This is a genomic window from Clostridium rectalis, assembly GCF_900626095.1.
Lineage (GTDB): Bacteria > Bacillota > Clostridia > Clostridiales > Clostridiaceae > Clostridium_AS > Clostridium_AS rectalis.
Genome location: NZ_UYZZ01000006.1, coordinates 145,706 through 160,224, shown reverse-complemented (window position 1 = coordinate 160,224; position 14,519 = coordinate 145,706). Strand labels below are relative to the sequence as shown.

10 protein-coding genes, 2 pseudogenes and 1 other annotated feature are annotated in these 14,519 nt (G+C 29.1%); of the genes and pseudogenes, 1 reads left to right on the top strand and 11 read right to left on the bottom strand.

Annotation, left to right across the window (positions count from 1 at the left end; genetic code table 11):
* Positions 1–6: 6 nt before the first annotated feature.
* From EJL03_RS11035 to brnQ, 8 genes are all read right to left on the bottom strand, one after another.
* Positions 7–2,136: a HelD family protein gene (locus tag EJL03_RS11035; protein WP_125154033.1), complete on the bottom strand. Its 2,130-nt coding sequence runs from the start codon at positions 2,134–2,136 to the stop codon at positions 7–9.
* 19 nt (positions 2,137–2,155) lie between these two features.
* Positions 2,156–4,042 (bottom strand): ATP-dependent zinc metalloprotease FtsH, encoded by a 1,887-nt coding sequence (gene ftsH, locus EJL03_RS11030; protein WP_125154032.1) that lies wholly within the window; start codon positions 4,040–4,042, stop codon positions 2,156–2,158.
* Positions 4,043–4,270: 228 nt separating this feature from the next.
* Complete coding sequence (locus EJL03_RS11025; protein WP_125154031.1) at positions 4,271–5,638, bottom strand: alanine/glycine:cation symporter family protein; 1,368 nt, start codon at positions 5,636–5,638, stop codon at positions 4,271–4,273.
* Positions 5,639–5,798: 160 nt separating this feature from the next.
* On the bottom strand, positions 5,799–6,701 hold the full coding sequence (locus tag EJL03_RS11020; RefSeq protein WP_125154030.1) for an alpha/beta hydrolase: 903 nt from the start codon (positions 6,699–6,701) through the stop codon (positions 5,799–5,801).
* A gap of 30 nt (positions 6,702–6,731) precedes the next feature.
* Positions 6,732–7,919 (bottom strand): glycosyltransferase, encoded by a 1,188-nt coding sequence (locus EJL03_RS11015; protein WP_125154029.1) that lies wholly within the window; start codon positions 7,917–7,919, stop codon positions 6,732–6,734.
* Positions 7,920–8,032: 113 nt separating this feature from the next.
* Positions 8,033–8,851, bottom strand: a complete 819-nt coding sequence (locus tag EJL03_RS11010) for a RelA/SpoT domain-containing protein (RefSeq protein ID WP_125154028.1) — start codon at positions 8,849–8,851, stop codon at positions 8,033–8,035.
* A gap of 324 nt (positions 8,852–9,175) precedes the next feature.
* Positions 9,176–10,888, bottom strand: coding sequence for an oleate hydratase (locus EJL03_RS11005; RefSeq protein ID WP_125154027.1), 1,713 nt, complete (start codon positions 10,886–10,888; stop codon positions 9,176–9,178).
* A 200-nt stretch (positions 10,889–11,088) separates the two neighbouring features.
* On the bottom strand, positions 11,089–12,429 hold the full coding sequence (gene brnQ / locus EJL03_RS11000) for a branched-chain amino acid transport system II carrier protein (protein WP_125154026.1): 1,341 nt from the start codon (positions 12,427–12,429) through the stop codon (positions 11,089–11,091).
* Positions 12,430–12,545: 116 nt separating this feature from the next.
* Positions 12,546–12,803: a binding site (T-box leader), on the bottom strand.
* Positions 12,804–12,972: 169 nt separating this feature from the next.
* Between brnQ and EJL03_RS10995 the strand changes: the two genes are divergently transcribed.
* A complete protein-coding gene (locus EJL03_RS10995) occupies positions 12,973–13,437 on the top strand; it encodes a COG2426 family protein (protein WP_125154025.1) in 465 nt (154 codons plus the stop codon).
* Between the two features lie 299 nt (positions 13,438–13,736).
* Here EJL03_RS10995 and EJL03_RS16840 read toward each other — a convergent pair.
* The 3 genes and pseudogenes from EJL03_RS16840 to EJL03_RS16830 form a co-directional block, all read right to left on the bottom strand.
* A pseudogene (locus EJL03_RS16840) lies at positions 13,737–13,853 on the bottom strand (ABC transporter permease); the annotation flags it as partial.
* A gap of 104 nt (positions 13,854–13,957) precedes the next feature.
* Positions 13,958–14,059 (bottom strand): annotated as a pseudogene (locus EJL03_RS16835) (DapH/DapD/GlmU-related protein); the annotation flags it as partial.
* A 190-nt stretch (positions 14,060–14,249) separates the two neighbouring features.
* Positions 14,250–14,372: a hypothetical protein gene (locus tag EJL03_RS16830; RefSeq protein WP_423243347.1), complete on the bottom strand. Its 123-nt coding sequence runs from the start codon at positions 14,370–14,372 to the stop codon at positions 14,250–14,252.
* Positions 14,373–14,519: the final 147 nt, after the last annotated feature.

Sequence of the window (14,519 nt, the reverse complement as noted above, 5' to 3'; positions counted from 1 at the left end):
CAATTTTTATTTTGTTTTTAATACGTATAATTCATGTAATGCTCTTGTTGACATAACATACATCATTTTTTCATAATTTACCCTATTATACCCCTCATCTAATACTATTACAGCATCAAATTCTAATCCTTTAGCAAGATATGATGGGATTACTAATTCACCTGATGTATACAAATTTTCTTCTTTATCAATTATTTTTATATACATACTTTTCTTTAAAATTTTCCCTATATAATTAGTTTGTTTTGCATCTTTACATATTACAGCAATATTTTCGTATTCTTTGTTTTTTAAATCCTTAAGTATACAAACTAACCTATCTTCTAACTCCTTTTTAGAGCTTATATTCTCCTGAACTACCTCTTTACCGCTTCTAACTAATGGTACTATATCATTGCTATTAATATACCTATTGGCATAATTCATAATTTCTTGTGTAGATCTATAACTCTTAAGAAGCTTAAAATATTCTATATCCTTAAACTCTATATAGGTATTTAATTCTTCCATCGATATGTTTTCTTTTGTAGGGATAATCCTTTGATTGCTGTCTCCAACAATAGTATAGTGTTGACACTTAGTTATTTCTTTTATAACCATAAACTGAAGCATACTATAATCCTGAGCCTCATCTATTACAATATGTTTTATCTCATCTTTACTAGTTATTCCTTCTAATTTTATTTTCAAATATAATATTGGCGCTAAGTCATCATATATTAAGGTATTGTTATTATTAAATTTATTATATATTTCTAAAATATCTGGATTGTCGATCCATGTTAATTTTTGCTTAGTCTTCATTATTTCTTTAATAACACTTCTTATTTCCAACTTCCTTTTAAACTCTAAATCATTTCCATATAAATTCACTTCTTCTTTAGAGAGTCTATCTAATTTATCCCTATACTCTTTTTGTATTCTTCTTACTATTTTATCCCTATAATCCTTTATTTTAGAGTATAATATTCTTTTTATTTTTTTGCTTCTTCTAAATAAAGGCATCTGTTTAAAATATTCACCAAACATCTTATCTATCTCTTTAGATTCTACTATTGTTTCATCTAAAAACTTTACATCTCTTATATTAAAATAGCTATACTCTAAATTTCTTATAAGGTTATCTAATTCCCCAATAAACTCTATAGAGGTCTTTTTTAATACATTTTCTATAAAATCTTCCTCTCCATTAATAATGCTTTCCATATATTCTTTAAAATTCATAATACAATCTAAATCTATTAAATCCAAAGCAAATTCTCTAAAAGTTGATTGTTTTACACCCACTTCACCTAAACTTGGTAGCACTGATGAAATATACTCAATGAATATATTATTAGGACCTAAAATAAGTACTTTATCCCCTAATACTTTTCTATAGTTATATAATAAATAAGCTATTCTATGTAATGCAATAGTAGTCTTTCCACTACCTGCAACTCCATCAACTACTATAGTTTTATTTCTAGATTGCCTTATCAAATTATCCTGTTCACTCTGAATTGTCATTACTATATCCTTTAATTTATCAGAAGAATTGCTACTTAAAACCATTTGTAGTATTTCATCCTTAACATCTATAGCAGAGTCAAACATTCCCAAAAGTTTACTTTTTTTGATTATAAATTGTCTTTTATTTAATATATCAGTTTTTATCTCTCCAACTGGAGACTTATAACTATTATCTCCTAACTTCCCAGTGTAAAATAAAGATGCAACAGGGGCCCTCCAATCTATTACTAATGGCTCATATGTATCATCTAGAGTAATACCAAATCTTCCAATATAAATACTATATAATTCATTCATATCCTCTTCGGTAAAATCTACCTTACCGAAATAAGGTGATGTAGATAATATAGTAAGTTCCTTTAATTTTTTATCAATGTGTCTAAACTGCTCTTCTATAACAAATCTTTCGTGATCAAAATATTCTGTTACCTTATCTTCATCATCCTCATACTCATCTAAGACTTTTTTTCTATAATCCATTATATAATCAGATATTTGTCTTCTCTTTTCTAAATAACTAGTTATTTCTTTATTTATAATAGATATGGTACTATCTAATTTTTCTTTCTCTAAATTTACCTGAATTTCCCTCTGTATATCTTTTTCTAATTCAGAATTATACATACTTTTTCACCAGCCTAAATTATTTATTTGTGTCAAATTCCTCTATAGACTCCATTGAATCATTTTCCTCACCTTTTACAAGGGACATAAATTCTTCCCCCATAATAGTTTCTTTCTCTAATAATCTTACTGCTATCTTAGTTAATAAATCTTTATTTTCTTCCAAAACCTGTATGGATTTTTTATGAGCAGCCTTTATTATCTTTAAAGTTTCCTCATCTATTTCAGCTACTGTTTGTTCACTACAATTTGTAGCACGCCTTCCATCAAGATACCTATTTGACATTGATTCTAGACCCATCATATCAAATCTATCTGTCATTCCATATATAGTTACCATGCTTCTAGCAGTCTCAGTTGCTTTTTCTATATCATTTGAAGCTCCAGTTGATATACTTTTAAATTCTACCTCTTCTGCCGCTCTTCCTCCAAGCATAACACAAATTTGATCAAACATTTCCTCTTTAGTAGTTAAATATTTTTCCTCTGTTGGAAGTTGCATAGTATATCCTAGTGCACCCATAGTTCTTGGTACTATAGTTATTTTATGTACTGGATCTGTATGAGTTAAAAGTGCTGCTACTAATGCGTGACCTACTTCATGAAAGGCAACAGCCCTCTTTTCCTTACCTGATAGTATTCTATCCTTTTTCTCTTTTCCTGCTATTATTATTTCCACTGCCTCTTCCAAATCTTCTTGAATAACTTCCTCTCTATTATTTTTGACTGCTCTTAATGCACCCTCATTAATTATGTTTGCAAGATCTGCACCTACTGCACCAGGTGTTGATTTAGCTATAGAATTTAAATCTACAGTATCTGAAATTTTAACTCCCTTTGAATGAACTTTAAGTATTTCTTCTCTTCCTTTTAAATCTGGTCTATCTACTATAACCCTTCTGTCAAATCTACCTGGTCTAAGTAATGCTTTATCCAAAATTTCTGGTCGATTAGTAGCTGCTAGTATAACAACTCCTTTAGAAGAATCAAACCCATCCATTTCTGCTAACAATTGGTTGAGAGTCTGTTCCCTTTCATCATTACCTGATATATTTCCTTCCCTACTCTTTCCTATAGCATCAATCTCGTCTATAAATATTATACATGGAGCTTTTTCCTGAGCTTGTTTAAATAAGTCCCTAACTCTTGCGGCACCCATACCTACAAACATCTCTACAAAACTAGAACCAGATAAGGAGAAAAATGGGACCTTTGCTTCTCCAGCAACAGCTTTAGCAAGTAAAGTTTTTCCTGTACCTGGAGGACCTACTAATAACGCTCCTTTAGGTAATTTTGCACCAATTTGTGAATACTTTTGAGGATTATGAAGAAAATCCACTATCTCAACTAAGGACTCCTTCGCTTCTTCCTGCCCTGCTACATCTTTAAAAGTAACACCGGTCTCGTTTTCCGCATAAATTTTAGCGGTATTTTTCCCAAAAGACATAACTCCACTACCAAGTTTTTTATCTATTCTCCCAAAGAAAAATCTCCCTATCATCATAAGCAATAAAAATGGTAATAATCCATTAAAAATAAAACTTCTAATAGGTCCATCCTGTTTTGGTATAACCTGATCATAAGCAACATTAGATTTATTTAATCTATCTAATACTTCCTTATCTTCTTCTAACCTTCCTGTATAAAGTATTTTATCTCCATATTCAGTATCCTTGTTTGGATAAATAATTATTTTATCCTTTGTAAACTTTACTTCTTTTACTTGCTTTTGAGACACCATATTGATAAAGTTAGTGTATTTTATTTGTTTGCTTCCTGTATTAACAATATAATCATTTATTAAATATACAACAAGAATTACAGCAATTGCATAATATATCATGTACTTAAATTTGTTTTTGTTAAACTTATTATTATCCTCAGGTTTTTTATTATCCTTGAACATTCGTCTCCTCCATTTTGTTTCTAAATATTAATATAATTATATTAAATAATTCTACCCTTTAAGATATTATTAACAATAGATATAAAATATATTTTTATTAAAGAAACATATTTTATTTTTGCTAAAATTCATACAACTATATTATAATATAATATTACCCTTTTTAAAACATACTAAAAATTAATTCAACGGCTGCATAACCCTATTAAAATTATGCAGCCGTTTTTATTATAAATTTGCCACCTTATCTTCTTCTATAGCAACCTGATCTAAATTATTTTCCCATAAGTATTTTTTAGTCTCTTTTACTATAACACCACTTAAAGCAATCAATGATATCAAATTAGGTATAGCCATTAGACCATTAGCTAAATCTGCAAAATTCCATACAAAATCTAATGAAAAAATAGCACCAATATAAACCATTATTATCCATACAATTTTGTAAGGCAAAATTGCTTTCTTTCCAAAAAGATATTCAATAGACTTTTCTCCATAATAAGACCATCCTAATATAGTTGAAAATGCAAAAGCCATAAGTCCTATAGTTAAAACTGTAGACCCTATTACAGGTATGGATGAAAATGCTTCTTTAGTCAATTGACCTCCTTGAAGTCCTTTATTCCACACACCTGTATTTGTTAATACTAATCCAGTCATAGCACAAACTACAACTGTATCCCAAAATGTACCTGTGCACGCTACTAATGCTTGTCTTACAGGATTTCTAGTTTGAGCAGCAGCTGATACTATTGGTGCACTACCTAAACCGGATTCATTAGAAAACAATCCTCTTGAAACTCCATATCTCATAGCCATAATAACACTTGAACCTGCAAATCCACCTACAGCTGCTTGTCCTGTAAAAGCCGATGTAATTATAGTATGTAAGGAATTAGGAATTTGTTTATACCCTATTACAAGAATTATAATACATCCTATAATATAAAAGCCTGCCATAAATGGTACAAATACTTGACAAACCTTTGAAATACTCTTTATTCCTCCCAAAATAACTACAGCAGTAAGAATAGCAATAATTATACCTATTACTTGTGTAGGAATTTTAAATGTATCATTTACCATAGTTGATATTGCATTAGATTGCACCATACCGCCCGTACCGATAGCAGCTATGCTAGTAAATGCGGCGAATAAAACTCCTAACCATTTCTTATTAAGTCCATTTTCTAATACGTACATTGGCCCTCCAGCCATAGTTCCATCTTTAGTTTTTACTCTATATTTAGTAGCTAATAAACTTTCCGCATACTTAGTAGAAATACCAAAAACTCCTGTAAGCCAAGTCCAAAACACAGCTCCTGGACCTCCCAAAGATATAGCAGTAGCAACTCCAACTATATTTCCTGTACCAATAGTTCCCGCTAATGCCGTAGTCAATGCACTAAATTGACTTACATCACCTTTAGCATCCTCATCTTTAGTTACTGAAAGTTTTATAGCTTTTCCTATATATCTTTGAATAAATTTTAACCTAATGGTTAAAAATATATGTGTACCCAATAATAAAATAAGCAACGGCCAGTTCCATAAAAAATTGTCTATTTTACTTATGATATTACTTAATTCTTCCATTAACTAACCCCCCTTTAATAAAAAATAGCTTTACTATATAGTAAAGCTTTTTTATTTTAATCTTATATCCGCTAAATATAATTATTTTTCATTATATTACATAATTCATTATTTTTCAATTAATTTTTCACATATATTCTATAATCCCTTTATAATTGTCCTATATTTCTTTCAAAAAATCCTTTATAACCTTTTCATACTCTATATGATACAAATAAAATGAACCTATATGAGCTGAATTTTGAAATAATACCAACTTGCTCTTACTTGATTTACAATTTCTCTTTAATTTTACACTTTCCTTATATGGTATGGTAATGTCCTTTTTGCCATGGATTAATAAAATAGGTACTTTTGATGTTCTCACACTACTTATGGGACTAACTTTATAAAACTTAACTTTATATAATAATTTAAAATTTAAAACTATTAATGGCGCAAAAGGGATTTTAGGTAATCCAGTCCAAATTTTAATGTTATTCATTAAATAATCTTTCAAATCACTAAAAGGCGAGTCTGCAATAACAAAGTCAATGTTCCCCACTTTATCTAATATACTTAATGCTGTGCCAGCTCCCATAGAAAATCCTATAATCCCAATCTTTTCATTTAGTTTCAAAGATTGTATGAACTCTATTGCCCCCAAAAGATCTCTTTGCTCATTATATCCTATTGTTACAGCAGCATTTTTATAACTATCACCATGTCCTCTAAAATCAAATAATAAAACATTGTAATCTTGTTGTAAAAATAATTTTGCTAATTTTAAATTATCTACCTTTTGTTTACATCCTTTCCCACCTACAATAAATTTATTATCTCCGTATCCATGACAAATTATAATACTTTTTTTACTATTAACCTTCTTAATTAAATAGCCAGTAAGTTTTAAATCATCCCCATAGCTTTTAAACACAACTTCTTCATATATGCTCATACCATAATCTGTGGGTAAATTTTTTATGTTTCTTACTTTAGGATAACTAAACTTTTTTACAATATATATAGAAAAAAATTCTAGAAGAATAATGAAAATTATAAAAAATACAACTATATATTCCATATAATACTACCTACCCATAATTTCATAATTTTATACACAGGTGTTTTTTAAATTTTCCTTTTTATTATTAATAAAACCATATATATCTTTATAATGTGTTAATGAATAGTATATCGCTGTTACTTTTTCTGCATATATATTTTTTGAATAATTATATACACTTTTATTTGCATTTTCTTTAAATGAATCATTATTATTTAAAACTTCACTTAACGCACTTTTAAACCCTTCTTTGTTATAGTACTTAAATCCATTAAAATTATCCTTAATTAAATCTTCATTTGCTTCATCTTTTCTGCATATTATAGGCACACCACTTGCTAAAGCCTCTACATAAGTAAGTCCTTGAGTTTCAGTAATAGATGCAGTTAAAAACACATGGCTTATCTTATAAAATTTAACCACTTCATCAGGACTAACCATCCCAGTAAAGACAACCTTATCTTCCAAAGAAAAACTTTCTACTTGTTTTATTAAATTATTTATATAAGGTCCATCACCAACTATAATTAGCTTTTTTCCTATAGTACACATACTAAAATTTTTAATAATTTCTTCTATATTTTTTTCTTTACCTATTCTTCCTAAATATAATAATACCTTTTCATCTTTTGTTATTCCTAACTTTTTTTTCAATAGCTCTTTTTCATACTCATTAAATTCTATATTGAATTTTTTCAAATCTATTCCTGTTGGTATTATACTTATAGGTTGTTTTATACCGTAACTTTTTAAAACATTTTGCACTTTTTTAGTTGGTACTATTATTCTATCAACATACCTAACTGCCCATTTTGATAAAAAACCTACGGTCCTTTTACTTATTCTTATCTTTTTGCAGATATACTCTACGTAATCTTCATACATAGTATGGTAAGTATGAACATGAGGTATTTTTAATAACCTTCCTATTTTATTTGCATAGTGCATAGTGATAAACTCCGTATGAGAATGAACCACTTCAGGGCTCCACAATAATAACTTTTTAAAACATTTACTATTAAAGGAAAAACTACCTTTCACTCCTGGATATAATTTTACATTAAAAGATTTTATATAATAAATATCTCCATTAACATATTCCTTTCCATTAGGTGATAAAGTTAATATCCTTACATCGTTACCTCTTTTTTTAAGTTCTTTATATAAAGTATTTACAGATGTAACAACTCCATTTATAGATGGTAAATATGTATCACTAGTTAATAAAATTTTCATATACTTTTGTTCCCCCAACTTTATTTGTTAATCCTATTATCCTTTATAAAAGTTGGGAAAAACTTATAAATATATTAATATTTTATTAAGTTCAGATAAAGTAAATCTTAACTTTATTTATACTTCTTTAAACTTTCTATTTGATTATTCAATTTTTCTATCTCTTTATTTTTATATTCTATTACTCTCTTATACTTATCCTCCATCTCACACCAATTTTCATTAAGTAGATTTATAAATGACGCCATTTCATCAGCACTTCCTGATATACGGTTAAATAAAAGAAGATTTAACGCTAAAACCTCGGGGATTTCTCTATGAGAATATCTTAGTTGATGATCAATTTCCCCATAACCTTCTTCAAATATTGTTCTTACTTGAATTTCAGCTATAACTCTTTGATTAGTAGGGAAAAATTCTATAAGATAATGAACAGACCTATATCCCGATTTTCTAGATTGAATCTGAATGTTTAATTCTTCAAATCTTCTTGTATCATCTCCTTCTCTTACATTTGCAGTTATTTCTATAACTTTCCATGTTTTCAAAATAAATTCATGTATATCTTCCCAGTCCTGTTTAAAGATATGAATCGCCCTAATACCTATTAAATCATTTATTTCTTCTTTGTAATTATGAAGAGTAAACTGAAATTCATCTCCATACTTAGCTTTTCTACTAGGGGTTTTTCTTATAATTTTTTCAATTAATCTTTCACCATCTTTAACTCTAGATTTAACAGAATGTATTTTGTCATGAGTCCTTAATATATCTGATATAAAATCACATTGAGTTTCATAAGTATCCTTATACCTATTAAAATCATTATATATATCATTTAAATTACTCCATATTATTTTATTTTTAGTAACTTCTTTCTCTGTAAAAGGATATTTTTTAAAAAACTCTTCTTTTATAAGTTTATTTTTCATATTTTCTACCTCTTTATTATATGATTTACTATAATGTTAATCTAATTCTATTCAAATATTTCTATAAATTCTATCAAAAGATTTATTAAAAGTCCATAGTAATAAAACACATCTATAACCTTTTATACTATAGATGTGTTTTATTTTTTAATATATAAATACACTCATATTATAGCTAACCACAAGTTGTTTAAAGCTTACTGCCTCTAATTTAATTTCTTGTTCATTCACACTTTTTCAAAATCTTTTCATATATTCTATAGGAAACTAAAATATATAAGGCAACTATAAATATAAATTATATAAACAAAACCTTATAATATTTTATCTAAAAGATGTTTTTAAAGCTTTTAATAATACAGATGGTTTTTTGTTATAAGGAGTAACAGGACAAACAGTTTTTTTTATTCCCATTAATTTATATACAGCAATACGTGCAGCACGTACTGAGTACTCCTCTGTGAATACCATATCCTCAGGTATCTCTACGAATTGACTTATCATAGCAAAATTTGTTGAATTTTTAGGTACCACCCATGGCCTGTCACTGATTTTACGAGGCTGGAATTGGGCATCAATGTATGGCATCATACAAGGTATTACATTCACCACAGTATCTAATATTTCATCCCAATACTCTTCCATGTGTAAATGATGGATAAGTTCATATAAAATTTCCTCTCCCGAACATTCTTTCATAGGTTTTTTAACATAGTCTCCTATCTTATCTGTATATAAACCATACCCCCAAAATATTGTAGTATTAGTATCTTGACCTTTAAAATGAGGTTGTGCAGCCACTACAATACTCATGAGCCAATTTGAATCTTTAAACGTCATAAGTGCCCCACTTCCTGGAACATTTCCTGAAAAATTTTCAATTAATTCTAATAATCTATTCCCTCTTAGCGTTACAGTAAAACTTTCCCAATTGGTCTCTGATATATTTCCAAAAAAAGGCTTTGGATTCCCAAGTCCTGGTTTCTTTTCTGCCACCTTTGACCAAAGTTTAGCGGAAATAGATTCTTTGTTAGTTCTAGAAGGTGGATTTTTTAAATTACCGAATGTGCTGCTATCAGTCATACATCCATTAGTCATAAAGCAAAGATCATTTTTCCCTAACTTAATAACTTTATCATCTCCATTTTCATTTACAAGTATTGATGATACTGTTATACTTTCACCTTCTTTAAAATCTAAATCATTTACAGTACAATTTGTTTTAAAATCCACAGAGAATTTTTTCAAATATTCCCTAATGGGCATGATCACACTATCATATTGATTAAATTTTGTTCTAGTTACTCCCTCCAGTGTTTCAATACGACTAAACTCAAATATCATTCTATTCATATAACGCTTTAATTCAAACAAACTACTCCATTTCTGAAATGCAAAAGTGGTCTGCCACATATACCAAAAATTAGTTTCAAAAAAATGAGGTGTATGTTTAAACCAATCATTTATTGTCAAATTGTCAAGTTCCTTTTCTGGAGTAATCATTAGCTTAGCAAGAGCCATACGATCCTTATTATTAAAACCCATGCTACTTACATCTAAAATATTACCGTCCCTATCTACTAAACGTGCTTTAGAGTGGGTTGGGTGTGAATGATCAAAATTTAGAATTTCTTCAGTTACACTGATTTTAGGATTTTCAATAGATGGTATAGATGAAAATAATTCCCAAAAATTCTCGTAAGTTTCTTCATTTAACATTCTTCCACCTCTACAAACAAATCCATTATTAGGTGTTCCAATTCCATCATTACTTCCACCTAGCATTTGCATCCCTTCAAATATATGAATATTTTCACCTCTAAATCTGCAATCTCTAATTAAATATGCAGCACCTGCTAAACTAGCAAGACCACCACCAACAAAATAAACTTGCATATTCCCATAATCTCTTTCTTTAATAGAGGCCTCCTTAGACATACTTTTCACTTTTTCAATATGCTTTCTATATGATGCAGTACCTATGATTCCAGTAGCTAGAATACCTAATGATACAACCTTTTTAGTTATCTTTGACATATACCTGGCTCCCTTCTTAAAATTTTCCATATTATTTTTCCCATATAAACCTTATTGTATCCATATAAAGTCTTATGATTCTTTTTACATTAATTTAAAGAGAGCTCGCATATAATGATAAATAAATTTAATTATTTTGCAAAAGAGAGTTAACTCTAAGTCATAGTACCTGAACCCTTACTTTAAAGTATTACTGAAAATTATTTTACCGTTATCAATGACTTTTCTTTCATAATTTTAACCACTAATCCTGTAATCATTCCAAATACTGCTGGAGTTATCCATCCTAATCCCTTGGAGTAAAGAGGCAAATCATTACATAATTTTGTTATTATGCCTAGTTGTATTCCTACTTGCTGTAAAGAATCAACCACACTTATAACTCCAGTAAATAGTATTGTCAAAGTATATACTATATAACTTTCTTTAATTATCCAGTCTAGCATTGAAAGTACTATAAGCATTAACGCTATTGGATATATAGCATTTAGTACTGGTACTGAAATTGATAGTATTTTAGTTAATCCCATATTTGCAAGAAGCATACTAGAAACACTTAATATTCTAACCCAATTTTGATAGGATATTTTACTATTTACAGTTTGAAAATACTGACTGCATGAACTTATAAGTCCAATACTTGTAGTTAAGCAAGCTAATGTAAATACCGCTGCTAAAAGCACTGCTCCTGATTTACCAAATATATAAGTTGTAACATTAGTTAATGTTTGCGCCCCATTTTCAGTCCCTCCAAATTTCATGGCACTACTGGCTCCCAAATGTGCAAGCATTGAGTAAATAACAACTAATAAAATACCAGCTATAACTCCTGCCTTAATTGAAGATGAAATTACAATCTTTTTATCCTTTACCCCTTTAGATTTTATTGCTAATGAAATTACTATCCCAAAATTCAAAGCTGCTATAGTATCCATAGTTAGATATCCATCTAAAAAACCTTTAACAAAAGGAGATGTCATATAATCTTTTGTAGCATACCCATAGCCTCCTAAGGGTTTAAATAAAGACCCTAAAAATATAATCAAAATTAATATTAACAATGTAGGTGTTAATATCTTACCCATTCTATCTACTAACTTAGCCGGCGATAATGAAAGCCAGTAAGCTACTGAAAAAAATGCAAATGTATATACTAACAAAGCCAATTCTTTTGACATATTTTCTGGTAAATATGGAGCTACCACCATATCAAAAGGTAGACTCCCTGCTCTTGGAATGCCCAAACAAGGACCTATTGATAAATATATTAATATTGTAAAAATCATTGCAAAGATTGGATTAACCCTTTTAGCAAGTTTATTTAAGCCCCCAGCTTTAGCAACAGATATGACTCCTAAAATTGGGAAACCTACTGCAGTAATAAAAAATGCAGTCATAGATATCCAAGTGTTTCCTCCTGCCAATTGACCTAAAAATGGAGGAAATATTAAATTCCCAGCCCCAAAAAATAGTGAAAAAAGCATTAGTCCTACAAGTAACAGGTCTTTATTTGATAAACCTTCCTTTGATAAATTTTTCATTTATAGTTTCCCCCTCAATTAATAATATTTTGATTTTATAATTGATAATGCCATCACCTATCTCCATATAATCGCCCCCCTTATAAATTTTTATAAAACAAAAACTCATCCCTTAAATAAGGGACGAGTTAAATCGCGTTACCACCCTAATTCTATAAAAATCTATACTAGTAAATTTTTATAGCTCTTAGTTACGTATCAATCAATACGCTTATCTCTTAACGGTGAAAGACTCCGGTAAAACTTACTAAAACTACCTTCAGTTTTACTTCTCAGAGATGATTTTGGGCTATATTTTGAACATTGGTTTACAGCAAAACACCAACTCTCTTTGGAACAAAATAATGCTTACTTTTTCTCTTCATAGAACTTATTTTATTTTTCAATTATTTATTGTTTATATGTTATACTTTAATTTTCTCATTGTCAATACCATAATTAATTTATATATTTTTTATTATAAATAAACTATTTGTGGTTATTTATGTTTTATGATATATTATTTCTAAAATTACTTATTTAAACAAAGGTGGAGTTTATATAATGATAAAATATGCAATGGTGTTTTTTATATCTATGGTTCCAATTATAGAATTACGTGGAGCTATACCCTATTCTCAAATGCTAGATTTACCTTTACTTCAATCTTATATTATTGCAATAATAGGCAATATGTTACCTGTACCTTTTATATACTTATTCGCAAGAAAAGTTCTTATTTGGGGTGCTGATAAACCTATTACTTCTAAATTCTTTACCTGGTGTCTAGACAAAGGGGAAAAAGCAGGGAAAAAATTACAAAGCAAGACCGGTAAAAAAGGTTTATTTTGGGGATTGTTATTATTTGTTGCAATCCCAGCGCCTGGTACTGGTGCATGGACAGGCACTTTAGCAGCCAGCTTACTTGATATGGATTTTAAAACTAGCATTTTAGCCGTTATGCTTGGAGTTTTGACAGCAGGACTAATCATGGGAGCTGCTAGTGTTGGTTTATTTAGCTTTTTTTAAATAAACTGCTTTCTTATAATACTTAAAACTAAAAGCTTATATTACTAATAAATTTAAATTACAAAAAATTTATCTAACCCCATAAATCTCTATAGTACTGGAATTAACAAGATAAAATTAAATAACATGGCGGTTTTGATTCTTCTTTCAAAACCACCATGTTGATATATTTGTGAACAAAACATCCTTTGCCACAACCAATTTTTTTTGTTCCTACAAAGTAGCACTCCTTCTTTTCAAAAACTAAATCATATTTTTGAAAAATTGTGGGGTTCTTTACTAAATGTATTTTGATTTTATCAAGTCATATCCTCTGGAAGTGCATCAATAATATTTTCTCTTTTTATTTTACTAATAGCATACAACATTGTTATGAACACGATAAAAAGCACACTAACCATGCTAATCACCATACTGAGTATTACTAAATCTATTGTCTCCACCTCCATTTTCACTATCCCTAAGAGTACTATTATTAATAGTAAAAGTCAAGTGCCTGGGTCTACAATCCTTTTTCCTTTTTTGTAAAAACAACACGAGTGCCTATAATAGCACCATCGCCAATCGTAACGCCTGCTAATACAACAGCTTCATATCCAATCCACACATCATTGCCGATGATAATATTATCCTTATTATCCTACGCTTCAGTAACATCGTTTTTTTTCAAGTCCCTATTCTTGAAAAAACAAAGAGAAGGGATATGTACATAATGATGCCATCGTACGGTTTTAACTGTTAAAAAGAAACTTTACTCCGTAGGCAATAGAGCAGAATTTACCGATTTTGAGTTTATCGTGGTTGATTGGATATTAATAAAGCACATTGTTTTTTTTAAAATTTTTCGGGTCATCAACAAAGTCATTATACATTGTATAATCACCAACCACTATATTGAGATTGAAAACCATATTTTTTAAATAAACCGTTTGCATATCGTCCTTCCGTGAATATATTTTTGTGTACTCTCCCACTTTCTCATTCTCCTTGTTTATTTGTAATACATTATTAGTTTACGCACAGAAAACTCTATACTTAATACATAAACAATAAAAAAGAGAGCTGTCGTTATACAGCAGTTC